We start from the raw sequence: 18448 nt of genomic DNA, 5'->3' as shown, positions 1-18448 counted from the left end.
TTCTGGTTGGCTCGCTATTCTTCAGTCTTCAACCGGTCGCAGTGCCGGAAGCAATGGCGCAACACAGGGTCTACGACCCCTGTACGGATGGTAGCTTAAACGATGGAATACCACGCAGTTGCGACGAGCTGAAACGGGAATTGCGACGCAGCGACAGGTATGATCGCAGGGAATGGGATTATTATCGGCCGATGCGGCCAATGCGCACCGATCCATGCAGGGACGGGCGCGTCAGCGACGGGCAACCGCGATCCTGCGGAGAGTTGCGTCGCTGGTTGAATGGTAAATGATTGCCGGACGGGAATTGAAATTCATGGCAAAAACTCACGCAGTGAAACAGGCCCTTGCCTATTGTTCGTGGCCGATGGTGTTCCTCTCCGGCCTTGCCGGCTCCTATTTCGCCTTCAACAGCAGCCATCCCATAGGCGCGTTTCTGAGCGTCTATGCGGGCGCGGTTTTGAGCCTGTTTCTCCTGGAACGCTATATCCCTTATGAGGTTCAGTGGCTTCAGGGCGATGGCGAAACCGCAACCAGCATCGGCCACACCCTGTTGACCAAGGGTCTTGTGCAGCTTGCCGCCGTTGCAGGCGCAATCTTTCCGATGTTGACCGCCAACGTGCTGCAACCGCTTGCGGCCATGCGGTTCAATCTTTGGCCCTCCGACCTGCCGATGATCATTCAGGTCGCACTTGCGGTCACTATCGCTGAATTCGGCCTTTACTGGGCGCATCGTATCGCACATGAAACCGTGTTCTTCTGGCGTTTCCATGCCCTGCATCACAGCGTTGTCCGGCTGTGGGTGGTCAATACCGGCCGCTTTCATGTGGCGGACTCGCTCTTCAAGATCGCGCTCAGTCAGCTTCCGCTCTATTTGATGGGCGCACCCTTGCAGGTTTTCTGGTGGCTTGGCGCCGTTACCGCCTTCATCGGCATTCTGACCCATTGCAATGTCGATATGAAAACCGGCCCGCTGGACTACGTGTTCAGCACGCCGAGGCTGCACCGCTGGCACCATTCCAAGGAGCTTCCCGAAGGAAACACCAATTACGGGGAGAATCTCGTCATATTCGACCAGCTGTTCGGCAGCTATTTTAACCCTAATCGCCCATCCTCGACCAATATCGGCATCAAGGGCCAAATTGCGAAGGGCTTTCTGCCCCAGCTTTTTCAGCCCTTCACCAGGAAAGGCGTTCACCAGATCATCGGGCGAAACACGAAAGACAATTCAGGCGAAACGCCCGGCATATGATGTCAACCGAGAACTATGCCCAGTTCAGCGCGCAGTTTCTTCGTCAGGCCGGCTGAAACAAGTTCATAGGAGCGGCGCACATAGTGCTCCAGTTCCTCCTGCTCGAGCGGTGAATGGTCACCGATCGATATCCATTTGCGTTTGGCGAAATAGGGCGCCTGACCGATGCCCTCAAGCGAGGTGAGGATTTCGAAACTCTCCTCAGAGCATTTCACCACCAGCCGCCAGTCGACCCGCTCGCCCAACACGGCAAAGACCTTGTCGCCGACCTTCGCGACATGGGAATCCCACTGATCGACGAAACGCACGCCCGGCCATTCGCCCAGCACTCTGTCGAATGTCTTGCGATCGAACAGGCTCATGCGAGTTTCTCCGCAATAAGGGCCGCCAGACGTTTGGCGACTTCGGTCTTGTCGAGATCCGGCCAAGCCTCTACGCCCTCCGCCGAAATGATCTTCACGCTGTTGCGGTCTCCGCCCATGATGCCGGTTTCAGCCGAGACATCATTGGCTACGATATAATCCGCGCCCTTACGCTCGAGCTTGGCCCTGCCGTTTTTCTCCACGTCCTGTGTTTCCGCAGCGAAGCCGACCACCAGTTTCGGGCGCTTTTCGTGGTGGCCCACGGTTTTCAGAATATCGGGGTTTTCCATCAGTTGCAGCGCTGGCGGTGCATCGCCCGGCTGCTTCTTGATCTTCTGCTCCGACGAGCCAACGACCCGCCAGTCTGCGACGGCCGCGACCATCACGGCGATATCCGCCGGAAGCCTTGAGATCACTTCATCGCGCATTTCTTCGGCACGCTCGACATGGACCGTTGCAACACCGGCAGGATCGGCGATGGTGACGGGACCGGACACCAGCGTGACCTCCGCCCCCAGTTCCGCGAGAGCAGCCGCGATGGCATGGCCCTGCTTGCCTGACGAGCGGTTGGCGATATAACGCACCGGATCAATCGGCTCATGCGTGGGGCCGGAAGTGACGATGGCCGTTTTGCCCTTGAGCGGCTTGGGGCCATCGTCCAAAAGCGTTTCCACGGCTTCGACGATCTGCAACGGCTCCGCCATGCGGCCAAGACCCGCTTCGCCCTTCTCCGCCATCTCGCCTGCCATGGGTCCGATAAAAACCACGCCGTCTTTTTTTAGCACGTCGACATTGCGTGCCGTCGGCTTCGCCGACCACATTTTAGGGTTCATGGCAGGCGCGACCAGCACCTTGCGGTCAGTCGCAAGAAGGATAGTGGAGGCGAGATCGTCGGCCAGACCATGCGCCATCTTTGCCATCAGATCGGCGGTGGCGGGCGCGACCAGCACCAGATCGCAGTCACGCGCCAGCCTGATATGACCGACATCCTGCTCGTCCTGTCTGGAAAAAAGCTCGGTGAAGACATGCGTTGCCGACAACACGCCGACGGCCAGCGGAGTGACGAATTCCTGAGCACCCTTCGTCATGACAGGCGTCACCTTCGCGCCGCGCTCTTTCAGGCGGCGGATAAGATCGAGGCTCTTATAGGCCGCGATGCCGCCGGAGATGATGAGGAGAATATGTTTGCCTGAAAGCGTCATGATGCCGGACCAGTTTCCCGTTTCAGGGGAAACTAAGCCCTTGGCATACAAAGTGCAATCCGGCTGATATCACGCAGCCTTGGCGACGTGATATTCCTTGATCGCGACCATCTTGATCGCCGGAAACCGCTCGGATTCGTAACGCAGCGAGAAGGCGTCCTGCGCCAGAAACACCGGATCGCCATCCAGATCGCGGGCGATATCGCCGCGCTTGACGTTGAGGAACTTGTCCATTTCCGCCGGCTGATCGGAGGAAATCCAGCGGCAGACGGAAAAGCGTGACATTTCGAAGGAGACCGGCAGGCCGTATTCGCCCATCAGCCGTTCTTTCAACACATCCAGCTGCAGCGCGCCGACGACACCGACGATGGCCGGCGAACCGTCTTCCGGCGAAAAGAGCTGCACAACACCCTCTTCCGCCATCTGCTGCAGGGCCTCTTTCAGCTTCTTCGCCTTCATCGCGTCTTCCAGACGCACGCGGCGCAGGATTTCCGGTGAAAAGTTCGGAACGCCCTGGAAGACGAGGTTTTCACCCTCGGTCAGCGTATCACCGATGCGCAGCGTGCCGTGGTTGGGAATGCCGACCACATCGCCCGCAAAGGCCGTATCGGCCAGCTGGCGCTGCGAGGCGAAGAAGAATTGCGGCGCGGTCAGCCCCATCAACTTGCCGGTGCGTGACAGGCGCGCCTTCATGCCGCGCTCCAGCTTGCCGGAGCAGATGCGGGCAAAGGCGATGCGGTCGCGGTGGTTCGGATCCATATTGGCCTGAATCTTGAAGACGAAGGCCGTCATCTTGTCTTCAGCCGCATGCACGGTGCGGGTATCCGCCACCTGATCGCGCGGTGGCGGCGCGAAATCGCCGAGCGCATTGATGAGGTCGCGTACGCCGAAATTGCGCAGCGCCGAACCGAAGAACACCGGTGTCATGTGGCCTTCGAGAAACGCCTGACGATCAAAGGGACGGCAGGCTTCCAGCGCCAGTTCCGTTTCTTCGACAAAGACCTTGCGTTCGTTTTCCGGCAGCCGATCGGCAACTGCCTGCGGACCGTTGACCGAAAGGCCGTCTACCTGCGTGTCGTTGCCGCGAAAGGTATTTTCGGCGAGATTATAAGCGCCGCAGAAGCTTTTTGCCCGGCCAACCGGCCAGGTAATCGGCGCGGTATCAAGCGCCAGCTTTTCTTCGACCTCATCCAGAATCTCGAAGGGGTCGCGGCTTTCGCGGTCCATTTTATTGATGAAGGTGATGATCGGAATATCGCGCATGCGGCAGACTTCGAAGAGCTTCAGCGTGCGCGGCTCGATCCCCTTGGCGGCATCGATGACCATGATCGCCGCATCCACCGCTGTCAGCGTGCGGTAGGTGTCGTCGGCAAAGTCTTCGTGGCCCGGCGTATCGAGAATGTTGAAGACCCGGTCGTTATATTCGAAGGTCATAACCGAGGTGACGACCGAGATACCGCGCTCACGCTCGATCTTCATCCAGTCCGAACGGGTCTGGATGCGATCCTTCTTCGCCTTCACTTCACCGGCAAGCTGGATTGCTCCGCCGAACAGCAGCAGTTTTTCGGTGAGTGTGGTCTTACCCGCGTCCGGGTGCGCGATAATAGCAAAGGTGCGGCGGCGGGAGACCGCCTCGGCAAGTGTTTCGGCCATCTGACAAATCCTGTGAATTGCGGGCTATCTAGCGTTTCAGGCCCGCATTTGCAATTGACCTTGCCGCGATCTGCGCAAACTAATGCCGCATGACCGTTCAAAATGACAATCGCCCCCCTCTTCGCCTCGTCCGCCTCGCCAATGGCGCAGACCTCGAATTGCCGTCCTATGAGACCGGCGGTGCTGCCGGCATGGACCTGCGCGCCGCAGTGCCTGCAGATCAACCGCTGACGTTGAAACCCGGCGAACGGGCGCTGGTGCCGACCGGCTTCATCTTCGAAGTTCCGCACGGTTACGAGGCGCAAATCCGCCCCCGCTCCGGTCTTGCCATCAAGAACGGCATCACCTGCCTCAACTCCCCCGGCACGGTGGACAGCGATTATCGCGGCGAGGTGAAGGTCATTCTGGCCAATCTGGGACAGGATAATTTCACCATCGAGCGCGGCATGCGGATTGCGCAGATGGTGATCGCACCGGTGACGCAGGTTACCGTGAGCGAAGTGGCGGAAACCTCTGAGACGGCGCGTGGCACCGGCGGTTTCGGTTCGACCGGGGTCTGACCAACAAGCCGCATGATCGATTGTTTTTACCCGGCAATTTCGCTATTGATCGAGCGGATTTTCCGGGAAACATGATCATGACACTGACGACCCTTCTGGCCTATGCCACAGCCCTCTTCATTGCCGCCGCCATTCCTGGCCCCGGCATGACGGCTATTGTGGCGCGGGCGCTGGGTTCGGGCTTTCGGGAAACCTTCTTCATGGGCCTCGGGCTGGTGCTGGGCGACATGATCTACCTGACCGGCGTAATACTGGGGTTGGCCTTCGTGGCGCAGACCTTTCAGGAAGCCTTCATGGTGCTGAAATTCGCGGGCGCGGCCTATCTCCTTTATATCGCCTGGAAGCTCTGGACCGCTGGCCTTTTGCCGCAGGACCTGAAGGCGAAAAAAAGCACCAGCATGCCGATGTCCTTCCTGTCCGGCCTGCTGATCACCCTCGGCAACCCGAAAACCATGCTGTTTTATGTGGCGCTGGTGCCGACACTGATCGATATCCGCATGATCGGTCCGTCAGAATATGCGACACTTCTCGCCCTCACCTTCGTCGTGCTGATGGCCGTTCTCCTGCCTTACATCCTGCTTGCCGCCAAGGCGCGCAACCTCTTGAAACGGCCGAGCGCGCTGACGATCCTCAACCGCACGGCGGCGGGCATTCTGGCCGGAACGGCGACCATGATCGCCATCCGCAGCACCTAAAATAATTTAGTGCATTTACCCCGCTTATCGTGAAATTTTTCCGGTAAACCGGCCATATAAGGATGAACGTTCGCTGGCTTGACAGGGCGATTGCTCCTATTCTGCCGCTCAAATCTTGCGGTCACTATTCTGTGGCCTTCATACAGGAGAGCATCATGCCCGAAGCCAGAAAGCCCGGACGCGGACGCGTCTATTCCTCCATCACCGAAACAATCGGCGATACGCCGATCGTGCGGCTGGACAAGCTGGCAAAAGAAAAGGGCGTGAAGGCCAACCTGCTCGCCAAGCTGGAGTTTTTTAACCCCATCGCCTCCGTGAAGGACCGCATCGGTGTTGCCATGATCGAAGCGCTGGAAGCGCAAGGCAAGATCACCCCCGGCAAGACAACGCTGGTGGAGCCGACTTCGGGCAATACGGGTATCGCGCTGGCTTTTGCCGCCGCCGCCAAGGGCTACAAGCTGATCCTGACCATGCCGGAAACCATGTCGGTCGAACGCCGGAAAATGCTGGCCCTGCTTGGCGCCGAACTGGTGCTGACCGAAGGCCCCAAGGGCATGAAGGGCGCAATCGCAAAGGCGCAGGAACTGGCCGAGACGCTGCCCGACGCCATCATACCGCAGCAATTCGAAAACCCCGCCAATCCGGATATTCACCGCAAGACAACGGCGGAAGAAATCTGGAACGACACAGAAGGCACGGTTGATATTCTCGTTTCCGGCATCGGCACGGGCGGCACGATCACCGGCACGGGTCAGGTTCTGAAATCCCGCAAGCCGGACGTGAAGGTCATTGCGGTGGAACCCGCCGACAGCCCGGTGCTCTCCGGTGGCAACCCCGGTCCGCACAAGATTCAGGGCATCGGCGCAGGTTTTGCACCGGCCATCCTCGACACTGGCATCTATGACGAGATCGTCACCGTCACCAATGACGAGGCTTTCGAAATCGCACGTCTTGCGGCGCGGCTCGAAGGCGTGCCGGTCGGCATCTCCTCGGGTGCAGCATTGGCGGCGGCAATCAAGGTCGGCGCGCGCGAGGAAAATGCCGGCAAGAACATCGTCGTCATCGTTCCTTCCTTTGCGGAACGTTACCTCTCGACGGCGCTTTTTGAAGGGCTTGGGCTCTAACTGCCCCATCCGGTACACGATCGCGGAGCAAAGAATTGAAGTTCACTATGCCGCCGGCACCGCTGGCGGCATATCAGTTTTCAGAACTACCTCGCATTCGACCGAATTCACGCGATGCGCTTCAGATCTTGCTATCGCATCTGCTTATAGCAAAAGGGCGGAGCATTCTGGAAGCATTCCTCCAAACTCTTCCAACAAGGCGCAAGTCCCACGGCTCAAGCCGCTGTCGGCAGCCTCTCACCCGCGATACGATAGGACACCGCTTCCGCCACATGGATGCGGCCGACCATCTGCTTTCCGTCCAGATCGGCCAATGTTCGCGCGACCTTCAGAATACGATGGTAACCACGTGCGGAAAACTTCAGCCGTTCGGCGGCATCGCGCAGCAATTGCAGCCCGGACGCATCCGGTTCGGCATATTTTTCGATCAGGGTCGTCGTGCAGCGGGCATTGGTGCGGATGGCAGGAAACCCCGCCGCCGCATAACGCTCCTGCTGGGCGAGGCGGGCATTGGCAACACGGGCGGCAACCACCGCACTCGGCTCGGACGCGACGGGGCGGATGAGATCAGTCGCAGAAACGGCGGGAACATCAATGCGGATATCGATGCGATCCATTAGCGGCCCGGAAATGCGGCCCTGATAGTCGGTTACGCAACGAGGACCTCTGGCGCAGGTGAAGCCCGGCTCTCCCGCCATGCCGCACCGGCAGGGGTTCATTGCCGCCACGAGCTGGATTTGCGCCGGATAGCTGACGCGGTGATTGGCCCGCGCAATGATACATTCGCCCATCTCCAGCGGCTGGCGCAAAGCATCCAGCACCTGCGGGGAAAACTCCGGGAATTCATCCAGAAAAAGAACGCCGTGATGGGCAAGTGAGGCTTCACCCGGTCTGGCGCGCAATCCTCCGCCAATCAAAGCCGCCATGGTGGCGGAATGATGCGGTGTGCGGAACGGCCTGCGGTCCGAAAGCTTGCCGCCCGACAATTGGCCGGCGATGGAATGGACCATGGATACTTCCAGCAGCTCCGCCGCCTCAAGCGGTGGCAGGATGGACGGCAGGCGCGCGGCAAGCATGGATTTTCCGGAGCCGGGGGGACCGACCATCAGCAGATTATGGCCGCCGGCCGCTGCCACCTCCAGCGCACGTCTGGCGCTTTCCTGCCCCTTGATATCGGCAAGATCAGGCAGATTGACCGGACTGGTCCGGATGGCGGGCACGGGGCGTGAAAGCAGCTGAGTGCCGCGAAAATGATTGGCAAGCGCTATGAGGCTGCGCGGTGCGAGAATATCGATGCCGGCTCCGGCCCAGGCCGCTTCCGGACCGCTTTCAGCCGGGCAGATCAGGCCCTTGCCGAGAGCGTTGGCGCCGATGGCCGCCGGCAGCGCGCCGGAGACCATGCCGATGGTGCCATCAAGATTGAGTTCGCCGAGAACCACATATTGGCCGAGCGCCTCTGCCGGTATGGCGCCCAAAGCGGCCATGAGCCCCAGAGCAATGGGAAGATCAAAATGCGATCCTTCCTTTGGCAGATCGGCGGGCGCGAGATTGACGGTCACCTTTTTCGCTGGAAGCGCCAGACCCGAAGCATGTAGCGCCGCCTGCACTCGCTCCCGGCTTTCAGCCACTGCCTTGTCCGGCAAGCCGACGATCTGGATGCCAACCTTTCCAGGTGCGACCATCACCTGCACCTCGACGGGCACACCCTCTATGCCCTGAAATGCAACCGTATTGACCTTTGCCACCATGGCCCGCCCCCGCAAACCGGCCGCGACATCAAAGCCTCATGCCCTGTGGCGGCCATCCGCAAGCAACGTGCCACAAGGCAAAGAATAAAACAAGAACATCCAGTGAACAATTTCACGCGGGCGATGTATTTTAGTTGTGTCTAGTTGTACCCACGGAACAAACGGGGTTCGGTCGGGAAATCGCCTCAGAAATCCTGAGCTTCGCGCTTTTTCTCGATGGCATCCCACAACAGGCTGGCCACGTCGGCACCGCCGAATTTCTGCACTTCACGAATGCCGGTCGGTGAGGTGACGTTGATTTCAGTGAGATAATCGCCGATCACATCGATACCCACAAAGAGGAAACCACGCTCGCGCAGGGCGGGACCGATGCGGCGGCAGATTTCCTTCTCGCGCGCCGTCAGTTCCGTCGGTTCTGGCCGGCCGCCGGCATGCATGTTGGAGCGGGCATCATTTTCCGCCGGCACGCGGTTGATCGCGCCCACCGGTTCGCCATCCACCAGCAGGATACGCTTGTCGCCCTTGCGGACGTCAGGCAGATATTCCTGGGCAATATAGGGCTCACGGAACATCTGGCCGAACATTTCCAGCAGCGAAGAGAAATTGCGGTCATCACGCGCCGAATGGAAGACACCCGCACCGCCATTGCCATAAAGCGGCTTGAGGATGATATCGCCCATTTCATTGCGGAACCGGGCGATCTCAGCCACATCCTTGGTGATCAGCGTCTTCGGCATCAGATCGGCGAATTCGGTGACGAAAATCTTTTCCGGCGAATTGCGCACCCAGGCGGGGTCATTGACAACAAGTGTTTTGGGATGAATGCGCTCCAGCAGATGGGTGGAGGTGATGTAGGCCATGTCGAATGGCGGATCCTGACGCAGATGGATGACATCCATGGTCGAAAGATCAACGCGCTCCGGCTCTGACAGCGAGAAATGGTCGCCCTTGATGTCACGCAGTTCCATCTGCTCGACGGTGGCGTAAATCTTGCCATCGCGCATGGAAAGGCGATCGGGGGTATAGTGGAACAGCCGGTATCCGCGCGCCTGCGCCTCGAGGCTCATGGCGAAGGTGGAGTCACCGGCGATGTTGATACCTGAGACATGATCCATCTGGATCGCGACGTTCTTGATCTTCGCCATGCGCATGTTCCTCTTGCAGCATACGGACGCCTTGCCGGCCCGCAATGCCCATTGTCCGTCGTTTCAGGCTTCCCGGGAGACCCGAAGAGACCCCGGAAATGCTTCCGAAAGCCCGAAAGATGTAGGGCAGCGACCATTCAAAGGCAACTGCTGCAAGCGGTGCTTCGTGTGAGTTTTATTGAACCTTCACAATTCCGCCGACGGAGCCGGAGAGGCTCCGTCGTTTGGACTGTTTTACTGGTTCAGGCCGCCAGCTTGTAGGAACTGCCGGAAAACAGCTTGTTCTTGACGCGATAGGCGAGCGCCAGCGCCCTTGGGAATGGACGACGCATGAAGGCGACCTTGCGGACATAGTCATCCACTCGCCATGTGGCCCATGTTCCAGCCCGGAAATAGGCGACGTCACCGACCCGCAGGATGCTGATCGAGCCGTCTTCCGCCGTCACATGCACCTCGCCCTCCAGAATATAGACGGTCTCGTCCCAGCCGAAGAACCAGCGGAATTCACCCGCCGTGCAATCCCACATGGCGGTGCTGGACGCGCGGTCGCCGCTTCGGGAATGATCGGCCGCACGCGCCTTCGGATCGCCGGAAATGATCCAGTCCGGATTGATGGGGGCCGGCTGAAGCCGCAGATCGGTGCAGGATGCGCTGACAACAGCCTCGTCTTTTGCTCCGCGCAGATAGGCCGGCAATATTGGCATCGTGCGAATCGCCATGGTTGCAGCCGCCGCGAACATCATTTTGAACGACATATGAGAAAACCCCCGTGAAATATTGGAGGTCTTCTATCATCGGGATCGTAACAAAGCGGTTTTGACAATCGGCGCAATTTTAGTCATCGCGCCGATTTCTTCCGACGTGATCAGGCCGTCGCCAGCTGAGCGGGCTGTACCTGGACCTGTTCCGCCTTGCCGGCGATGCGTTTACCGGTTTCGTTGGAGAAGAAGTGCAGTTTTTCCGGCGCTATCGTCACCGACAATGCGGCCGGAACCTCGACATCCGGCGGGAAAGCCACTGTCAGGTTCTGGTCGCCGATCATGCCATGCACGAGGCGCTGTGAACCCAGCTCCTCGATATAATCGACGCGCAGCGCAAGGCCCTGCTCGCCCGCCGCAGCAATGCGGAAATCCTCCGCCCGCATGCCCACCGTCACCGACCCCGAAGCGGGGGCAAAACCGTTGAGCGCAAACAGTGACGGACCGATGGCGAGGCTATCGCCATGCAACTCGGCATTCAGCAGGTTCATGGCGGGAGAGCCGATGAAGCTGGCGACAAAAGTGGAGGCGGGCGTGTGATAGACATCAAGCGGCGCACCGATCTGTTCGATGCGGCCGCCATTCAACACTACCAGACGATCAGCCAGCGTCATGGCCTCAAGCTGATCGTGGGTGACATAGATGGAGGTGGTGCCGAGGCGCTTTTGCAGACGCTTGATTTCACCGCGCATGGAAACGCGCAGCTTGGCATCAAGGTTGGACAGAGGCTCATCGAACAGGAAGGCCGCCGGTTTGCGCACGATGGCGCGGCCCATGGCGACGCGCTGACGCTGGCCGCCGGAAAGGGCGCGCGGCTTGCGCTCCAGATAGGGTTCGAGCTGCAACATACGGGCGGCTTCGGCCACACGCGCATCGATCTCCGCCTTCGGTGTCTTGCGGTTCTTAAGCCCATATTCCAGGTTCTGGCGCACCGACATATGCGGATAAAGCGCGTAATTCTGGAACACCATGGCAATATCGCGGTCGGCGGGATCGGCCTGGTTGACCACCCGGTCGCCGATCTTCACCGTGCCTTCGGAGATGTCCTCAAGCCCGGCAACCATGCGCAGGAGCGTGGACTTGCCGCAGCCGGAGGGGCCAACGAGAACGATGAACTCGCCGTCCCTGATGTCGATATCGACGTGATGCACGGCGCGCACGCCGCCATGATAATCCTTGCAGACCTGACTGATTTCTATAGCGGCCATTTCGGTCTCCTTATTTATCGCTCTCGGTGAGGCCCTTGATGAACCAGCGCTGGAATATGATGACGATCAGCACCGGCGGCAGCATGGCCAAAACGGCGAGCGCGAAAGCTTCGTTATAATCGGGGATTTGCGAACCGACCCAGACCTGCAGGATCGACTTGATGCCGCGCATCAGGGTGAAGAAACTCTCATCCGTCGTCATCAGCATCGGCCAGAGATACTGGTTCCAGCCATAAACGAACATGATGATGAAGATCGCCGCCATCATGGTGCGCGACAACGGGATGATGATGTCGATAAAGAACTTGACCGGACCGGCGCCGTCGATACGGGCAGCTTCCAGCAATTCCTCCGGAATGGATTTGAAGAATTGCCGGAAATAGAAGGTGCCTGTCGCAGACGCCAGAAGCGGTACGATCAATCCGGTATAGGAGTTCAACAGGCCAAGTTTGCTCATCACCTCGTAGGACGGCATGATGCGCACTTCGAGCGGCAAGAGCAGGGTCGTAAAAATGATCCAGAAGGCGAGTGTGGCAAAGCGGAAGCGGAAATAGACGATCGCATAGGCCGCCGTCATCGACAGGACGATCTTGCCAACGGCAAAACCCACACCGAGGATCAGCGAATTGATGATCATGTTGAGACCGGTAATCTGCCCGGTGAAGCCGCCCTTCTGGGTCAGGACCTTTTCGTAAGTTTCGACGAAATTGTCGCCCGGAACGATCGTCAGGCCGCTGCGATGGATTTCCGCCGCCGTATGGGTGGAGGTCATGAAGGCCACGACGACCGGCAATATCAGGAACAACGCGCCTGTTATCAGCACCAGATGATCGAGGGGTTTTGTCTTGTACATCGTCTTTTCCCTCAATTGTAATGGATGCGCTTCTCGATGAAGCGGAACTGGATGATGGTGAGGACGAAGACGACCAGCATCAGGATGACGGACTGGGCCGAAGAGCCGCCAATGTCATTGCCGCGGAAACCATCGAGAAACACCTTGTAGACCAGCGTAATCGGGTTGTTCGCCGCCTTGTCCTTCACCATCACGTCGATGACGCCGAACGTATCGAACAGGGAATAGGTGATGTTGATGATGAGCAGGAAGAAGGCGGTGGGCGCCAGAAGCGGCATGATGACCGTCCAGAACCGGCGAAAGCCCGAGCGGCAGTCGATAGCGGCGGCCTCACGCACGGCGACGGAAACGCCCTGCAAGCCGGACAGGAAGAAGATGAAATTGTAGGGTATCTGCTTCCAGACGGCGACGACGATCATGGCGAAGGCCGTGTCGAAATAATTGAGGCCGACCTTCATGTCCCAACCCAGCATCGCGGCCATCTTGACGAAGGGACCGATATGCTGGTCGAAAAACATCATGCCGATCAGGCCCGCGACCGGTGGCGCGATGGCATAAACGGAAATCAGCACCGTCTTGTAGGTCGAACTGCCGCGAATGACGGCATCGGCCTTGACGGCGAGCAGCAGACCGAGCGCCAGCGAGAAGAAGGTCACCAGCACAGTGAAAATGACCGTGAACTTGGCGATGCTGAGATATTCCGGATTGAATAGCGCGTCCGAATAATTGGCGAACCCCACGAACGAGGCTCCGAACCCGAAAGGATCTTCGATATAAAAGGACGAATGCACGGCCTGAACGGACGGCCAGTAGAAGAAGATGAAAATCACCGCGAGCTGCGGCGCCAGAAACAGATAGGGTACGAAGGACGAGGAGAACTGTACGCGCTTCATGCCGGCTTCAGCTGGCTTGGCGGGTTTTCCAGCCTTTGCGGACCAGCCGGATAAAAACCGGCGTGGTTGAGACGATGTATAGGCCACGCTTGCGCCTCCTTATCCAGAAGCGAGCCTCCCTTCCGTCGGAAAGGAGGCTCGACAACGATCATTGGTTTCGAAAAGATCGATCAGCCGGCCGTCTTGGCGAAACGGGCCAGAAGGTCGTTGCCTTCCTTCTCGATGATGTCGAAGGCGTCCTTCGGCGTGACTTCGCCGGAGAAGATGCGGTTGTATTCACGTTCCATCACGGCGCGGATCTGCGGGTAGAAGCCGAGGCGATAACCCTTGGACCATTCGCCGCCCGGCAGCGACAGCTGCTGGATGCCGACTTCGGCGACCGGCTTTTCCTTGTAGAAACCTTCAGCCTTGGCCTTTTCGTAAGCAGCCTTGGTGATGGCGACGTAACCGGTTGCCTTATGGTAGAAGACCTGGATTTCCGGCGAGGTCAGGAACTGGAAGAAGTCAGCCACGCACTTGTTTTCGGCTTCAGACTTGCCCGACATTGCAAAGAGAGCAGCGCCACCGATGAAGGAGTTGGTGCCAGCGCCCTTGATGGAGCCCCAATAGGGAAGGAAGGTTGCGGAGAACGGCATGGTCGCCGTCTTCTGCAAGCCGCCGAACGAACCCGAAGAACCGATCCAGAAAGCAACCTTGCCTTCTTCGAAGGGCTTCTGGTTGTCGTTCCAGCCAGCGCCGTAATAGGCGAACAGGCCCTTGTCTTTCCAGTCCTTCAGCTTGTCGAACATCATGACGAGGTTCGGGTCGGTAAGCTTGAGCTTGGTGTCGGTAACGCTGTCGTAACCGTTATTGTTGGTGGCGAACTGGATGTTATTGCGGGAGAAGAAGTTCTCCGTGAACTGCCAGGTCAGCTGCGACTGGACGAGCGGAATGTAACCGGCTTCCTTCAGCTTCGGCGCGACCTTTTCAAAATCTTCCCAGGTCTTCGGAGCCTCGACGCCGGCCTTCTTCAGGGCTTCGTCGTTGACGTACATGATCGGAGCGGAGGAGTTGAACGGCATGCCGACGAACTTGCCGTCAGCGGCAGCATAGAAATAACGCACGCCGTTGATGAAGGCTTCGCGATCGAACTTGTAGCCGGCCTTGTTGATGAGGTCTTCCGCAGGAATGACCGCGCCCTTGGCGTTGATGATGGTGGCGGCGCCGGCATCGAAAACCTGGAGAATGTTCGGCTGTTCGCCCGAACGGAAGGCGGCGATGCCGCTGGCCAGTGCTTCTTCGTAGGAGCCCTTGGAAACCGGCGTCAGAGCGCATTCCTTCTGGGCTTCGTTGAACTTCTGCGAAACTTCGTTGATGACTTCGCCGTTACGGCCGCCCATGCCGTGCCACCAGGTGATGTTGGTCGCAGCCATGGAAGACGTTGCCGAAATGCTGACCGCCACTGCGGCCATGGAAATCTTCTTCAACATTACTAAATCCTCTCCACCATTTATTGGGGTGAGGATGCGAATAGAGGGGTTCCATGACGCCTCTTTAACAGTTTCATGTCAGATTTGTTACGGTGCCCGCTAATAGACTCCGTTCTTTCAAAAATGGACGTCTCAGGCGTCCTTCCGCCTTATGGGCCGGGCCGGATTTCCCACCACCGTCGCCCCCGGCGGCACATCGCGCGTCACCACCGAGCCAGCACCGACAATCGCGCCATCACCAATGGTAACACCGGCCAGCAGGATCGCCCCGCCACCGATCCACACATCACGGCCGATTGTCACCGGCCTTGCGATTTCAATGCCTTGTGCGCGCGGAACCGGGTCGAGATGATGTTCCGCGCAATAGATCTGCACGGCGGGGCCGAGCATTGCGCCGTCGCCTATCACGACCTTCGCAGAATCGAGAATGACGCAGCCCGTATTGAGATAGACATTCTTGCCCAGGGTGATGTTGAAGCCGTAAGCGCAATGAAATGGCGCTTCGACAAATGTCCCTTCCGCCACGGAGGCGAAAAGCGTTCGCAGCAACGGTGCCATGGCCCCACGATCATCCGGCGGCAAGGTATTGTGCTGGTGAACGGCTCGGCGCGCCTGGCCGCGCAGCACATCCAGCCCGGCATCCATGCAGCTGTACCATTCGCCTGCGGCCATTTTTTCGCGCTCGGTGGACATTGCCTTCCCTCCCCTCAAAAAGCATCGATGAAGTGCTGCGGCAGGCGTCGCGGCAGAACGGCGACGATATCGAAGCGCAGCGAAAATCGCTCGGCATCCCTGCGGCGAGACAGCCAGAGATCGGCGGCGGCGCGGATGCGTTGCTGCGAATGAAGGCCGACCGCATCGACAGCCGCGACACCGGAAGAACGCGCCTTGACCTCGACAATAGCGACCACATCCCGCTTGCGGGCGATGAGATCGATTTCGCCAAGCCGGGTACGATACCGGATCGCGAGGATGCGATATCCCCTGAACAGCAGATAAAGCGCTGCCCAATATTCGGCGTTGTGGCCGCGCCGCTCGGCCTTGCGGCGAGTGTTCTTTCGCCCGTCAGCCGCCATCCCTGCCCTTCATATCCAGCAGCCGCTGGTAAAGCTCCTTGCGCGGCAAGCCGGTCAGTTTCGATGCCTCGCCCGCGGCTTTGGCGGCAGGCATGGTTGCGACCAGATCCTTCAGCAGCGTCTCGACATCCTCGATATCGGGAATTTCGTCATAGGAGGGCGGCTCTATCAGCAGCACAATCTCACCCTTCACCACCCGGTCCTCGTCGTAATATTCCGCAAGCTCGCCGAGTGTGCCGCGACGGAATTCCTCGAAAGTCTTGGTCAGTTCGCGGCAGACCACGGCGCGGCGGTCGCGGCCGAGCACTTCCGACGCCACCTTGACGGTGGTGCTGATGCGGCGTGGCGATTCAAAGAAGATCAAAGTGGCGGGAATTTTCGCAAGTTCGGCAAAGCGGTCGCGCTTGCCGCGATCCTTCACCGGCAAAAAGCCCGCAAACAGGAAGGCGTCGCTCGGCATGCCTGATCCAACAAGGGCGGCAAGCGGCGCCGATGCGCCCGGCACCGGCACGACGCGATGGCCGGCCTCAAGCGCCAGCTGACCAAGACGATAACCGGGATCGGAAACGAGCGGCGTTCCGGCATCCGATACCAGCGCCACGGATTTTCCGGCCTCCAGCGCGGCAATGAGCTTCGGCCCCGCTTCGTTCGCATTGTGCTCATGATAGGCGAACGGGCGGTTGCGTATGCCGTAACGCTCAAGCAGGATACGGGTGACGCGGGTATCCTCGCAGGCGAGGACATCGGCAGAGGCCAGCGTTTCCAGCGCCCGGATGGTGATATCGCCCAGATTGCCGATGGGGGTGGCCACGAGATAGAGCGCCGGCTCCAGCGGCCGTGCCGGAATGGTGGCCGTACCGATCCTGAATTCCTTTGTTGCCTGTCTGGTTTCGCTGTTCGATATTTCTTCCGTCACACGGCTTCCAATCATTCTGGCCGATCAATCCCGGCCGTTCACTCCGGTTTTGCCCCCTTTATGGGCAATAGAAAACCGCCGAACAAGGTCCATCGGCCGCCACATCCTGTGGATCATGCTGTATAGCAGCAAAATGAGCGGAAGCAGATGCACTCGGCTCTTGCATTTTCAGCAATAACTCTGCCATTTTGCCCGTCCACATTATCCGGCTTTTTGCCGGTCAAGACTCTTCTTGCCGATCCGGCGGTGGCCGGTTCGCAACGGTTGAAAGCGGTAGCGTCCATGCGTATTACTCTTGAGCGGTCGAACCTTCTTAAATCGCTGAACCACGTGCACCGGGTTGTTGAGCGTCGCAACACGATCCCGATCCTGTCCAACGTCCTCTTGCGCGCATCCGGCGCCAATCTGGACATGAAGGCGACCGATCTTGACCTCGAAATCACCGAAGCGACGCCAGCCATGGTGGAACAGGCGGGCGCCACCACCGTGCCGGCGCACCTGCTTTATGAAATCGTGCGCAAGCTGCCTGACGGTTCCGAGGTGCTTCTGGCGACCAACCCGGACGGCTCTTCAATGACGGTTGCCTCCGGCCGTTCGAAGTTCTCGCTGCAATGCCTGCCGGAAACCGACTTCCCGGATTTGACCGCCGGCACCTTCAGCCACACCTTCAAACTGAAGGCGACCGACCTGAAGATGCTGATCGACCGGACGCAATTTGCGATTTCGACCGAAGAGACGCGTTATTACCTGAACGGCATCTTCTTCCACACCATCGAAAGCGGCGGCGACCTGAAGCTGCGCGCTGTCGCGACGGACGGTCACCGTCTGGCGCGCGCCGATGTGGATGCTCCTTCCGGTTCCGAAGGCATGCCGGGCATCATCATTCCGCGCAAGACCGTTGGCGAATTGCAGAAGCTGATGGACAATCCGGAACTGGAAGTCACCGTCGAGGTCTCGGACGCCAAGATCCGCCTGACCATCGGTTCGGTGGTTTTGACCTCGAAGCTGATCGACGGCACCTTCCCGGATTACCAGCGCGTGATCCCGACCGGCAACGACAAGGAAATGCGCGTCGATTGCCAGACCTTCGCACGCGCCGTCGACCGCGTCTCGACGATTTCTTCCGAGCGCGGACGCGCCGTAAAGCTGGCGCTGACAGACGGGCAGTTGACGTTAACCGTCAACAATCCCGACTCGGGAAGTGCTACCGAAGAAGTGGCCGTTGGTTACGACAATGATTCGATGGAAATCGGCTTCAATGCCAAATATCTCCTCGACATCACGTCGCAGCTTTCCGGCGAGGATGCGATTTTTCTGCTGGCAGATGCCGGATCGCCGACGCTCGTTCGCGACACTGCCGGCGATGATGCACTCTATGTTCTGATGCCGATGCGCGTTTAAACGGCTGTTTTTTGCCAATTCAATCAAAAACGCCGGTGGATCGCTTCCCCGGCGTTTTTTGATTCGGCTACCGTGTGTTTCAAACGATAAGCGAATTTTTCCAGTTACGACATTTTGCCTTGTTTTTGCGCCAAAT

Annotated in this window: 18 protein-coding genes; 5 read left to right on the top strand and 13 right to left on the bottom strand. The window is 58.9% G+C overall.

The genetic code is table 11. The annotated features are described in order from the left end of the window. Positions 1-313: 313 nt before the first annotated feature. Positions 314-1249 carry a sterol desaturase family protein gene (locus FCH38_RS14105; RefSeq protein ID WP_149898387.1) on the top strand — a complete coding sequence of 312 codons (936 nt, stop codon included), beginning with the start codon at positions 314-316 and terminating at the stop codon, positions 1247-1249. A gap of 2 nt (positions 1250-1251) precedes the next feature. On the opposite strand, the gene FCH38_RS14100 is transcribed toward FCH38_RS14105, so the two are convergent. From FCH38_RS14100 to FCH38_RS14090, 3 genes are all read right to left on the bottom strand, one after another. Then, complete coding sequence (locus FCH38_RS14100) at positions 1252-1611, bottom strand: MmcQ/YjbR family DNA-binding protein (protein WP_149898386.1); 360 nt, start codon at positions 1609-1611, stop codon at positions 1252-1254. Further along, positions 1608-2813, bottom strand: coding sequence for a bifunctional phosphopantothenoylcysteine decarboxylase/phosphopantothenate--cysteine ligase CoaBC (gene coaBC, locus FCH38_RS14095; protein ID WP_174374139.1), 1206 nt, complete (start codon positions 2811-2813; stop codon positions 1608-1610). The genes FCH38_RS14100 and coaBC overlap by 4 nt, the downstream gene beginning before the upstream one ends. Positions 2814-2882: 69 nt before the next feature. After that, positions 2883-4466, bottom strand: a complete 1584-nt coding sequence (locus FCH38_RS14090; protein WP_097101319.1) for a peptide chain release factor 3 — start codon at positions 4464-4466, stop codon at positions 2883-2885. 89 nt (positions 4467-4555) lie between these two features. Between FCH38_RS14090 and dut the strand changes: the two genes are divergently transcribed. From dut to cysK, 3 genes are all read left to right on the top strand, one after another. Further along, complete coding sequence (gene dut / locus FCH38_RS14085; protein ID WP_174374138.1) at positions 4556-5026, top strand: dUTP diphosphatase; 471 nt, start codon at positions 4556-4558, stop codon at positions 5024-5026. A 77-nt stretch (positions 5027-5103) separates the two neighbouring features. Then, complete coding sequence (locus tag FCH38_RS14080) at positions 5104-5721, top strand: LysE family translocator (RefSeq protein ID WP_046799448.1); 618 nt, start codon at positions 5104-5106, stop codon at positions 5719-5721. Positions 5722-5876: 155 nt separating this feature from the next. Continuing rightward, positions 5877-6845, top strand: a complete 969-nt coding sequence (gene cysK, locus FCH38_RS14075) for a cysteine synthase A (protein ID WP_174374137.1) — start codon at positions 5877-5879, stop codon at positions 6843-6845. 215 nt (positions 6846-7060) lie between these two features. Here the strand turns inward: cysK and FCH38_RS14070 are convergent, their stop codons facing one another. From FCH38_RS14070 to rsmI, 10 genes are all read right to left on the bottom strand, one after another. Continuing rightward, positions 7061-8593, bottom strand: a complete 1533-nt coding sequence (locus FCH38_RS14070; RefSeq protein ID WP_174374136.1) for a YifB family Mg chelatase-like AAA ATPase — start codon at positions 8591-8593, stop codon at positions 7061-7063. Positions 8594-8778: 185 nt separating this feature from the next. Further along, positions 8779-9738: a glutathione synthase gene (gene gshB / locus FCH38_RS14065; protein WP_174374135.1), complete on the bottom strand. Its 960-nt coding sequence runs from the start codon at positions 9736-9738 to the stop codon at positions 8779-8781. 242 nt (positions 9739-9980) lie between these two features. Next, a complete protein-coding gene (locus FCH38_RS14060) occupies positions 9981-10493 on the bottom strand; it encodes a cupin domain-containing protein (RefSeq protein WP_149898380.1) in 513 nt (170 codons plus the stop codon). 110 nt (positions 10494-10603) lie between these two features. Beyond that, entirely contained in the window at positions 10604-11704 is a 1101-nt protein-coding gene (locus tag FCH38_RS14055; RefSeq protein WP_174374134.1) for a sn-glycerol-3-phosphate import ATP-binding protein UgpC, read from the bottom strand. A gap of 10 nt (positions 11705-11714) precedes the next feature. After that, complete coding sequence (gene ugpE, locus FCH38_RS14050; protein WP_153515214.1) at positions 11715-12557, bottom strand: sn-glycerol-3-phosphate ABC transporter permease UgpE; 843 nt, start codon at positions 12555-12557, stop codon at positions 11715-11717. Positions 12558-12568: 11 nt separating this feature from the next. After that, complete coding sequence (locus tag FCH38_RS14045) at positions 12569-13537, bottom strand: ABC transporter permease subunit (protein ID WP_174374133.1); 969 nt, start codon at positions 13535-13537, stop codon at positions 12569-12571. A gap of 83 nt (positions 13538-13620) precedes the next feature. Next, a complete protein-coding gene (locus tag FCH38_RS14040) occupies positions 13621-14919 on the bottom strand; it encodes an extracellular solute-binding protein (RefSeq protein ID WP_149898377.1) in 1299 nt (432 codons plus the stop codon). Between the two features lie 132 nt (positions 14920-15051). Further along, positions 15052-15612: a sugar O-acetyltransferase gene (locus FCH38_RS14035; protein ID WP_174374132.1), complete on the bottom strand. Its 561-nt coding sequence runs from the start codon at positions 15610-15612 to the stop codon at positions 15052-15054. Positions 15613-15626: 14 nt separating this feature from the next. Continuing rightward, positions 15627-15995, bottom strand: coding sequence for a YraN family protein (locus FCH38_RS14030; protein WP_174374131.1), 369 nt, complete (start codon positions 15993-15995; stop codon positions 15627-15629). Next, positions 15985-16926: a 16S rRNA (cytidine(1402)-2'-O)-methyltransferase gene (gene rsmI, locus FCH38_RS14025; RefSeq protein ID WP_149898375.1), complete on the bottom strand. Its 942-nt coding sequence runs from the start codon at positions 16924-16926 to the stop codon at positions 15985-15987. The genes FCH38_RS14030 and rsmI overlap by 11 nt, the downstream gene beginning before the upstream one ends. A gap of 267 nt (positions 16927-17193) precedes the next feature. On the opposite strand from rsmI, the gene dnaN reads away from it, so the two are divergent. After that, positions 17194-18312, top strand: coding sequence for a DNA polymerase III subunit beta (gene dnaN, locus FCH38_RS14020; protein WP_149898374.1), 1119 nt, complete (start codon positions 17194-17196; stop codon positions 18310-18312). Positions 18313-18448 lie beyond the last annotated feature (136 nt).

It is taken from the genome of Agrobacterium tumefaciens (assembly GCF_013337285.1).
Lineage (GTDB): Bacteria > Pseudomonadota > Alphaproteobacteria > Rhizobiales > Rhizobiaceae > Agrobacterium > Agrobacterium burrii.
This window is presented reverse-complemented; position numbering and strand designations above follow the sequence as displayed.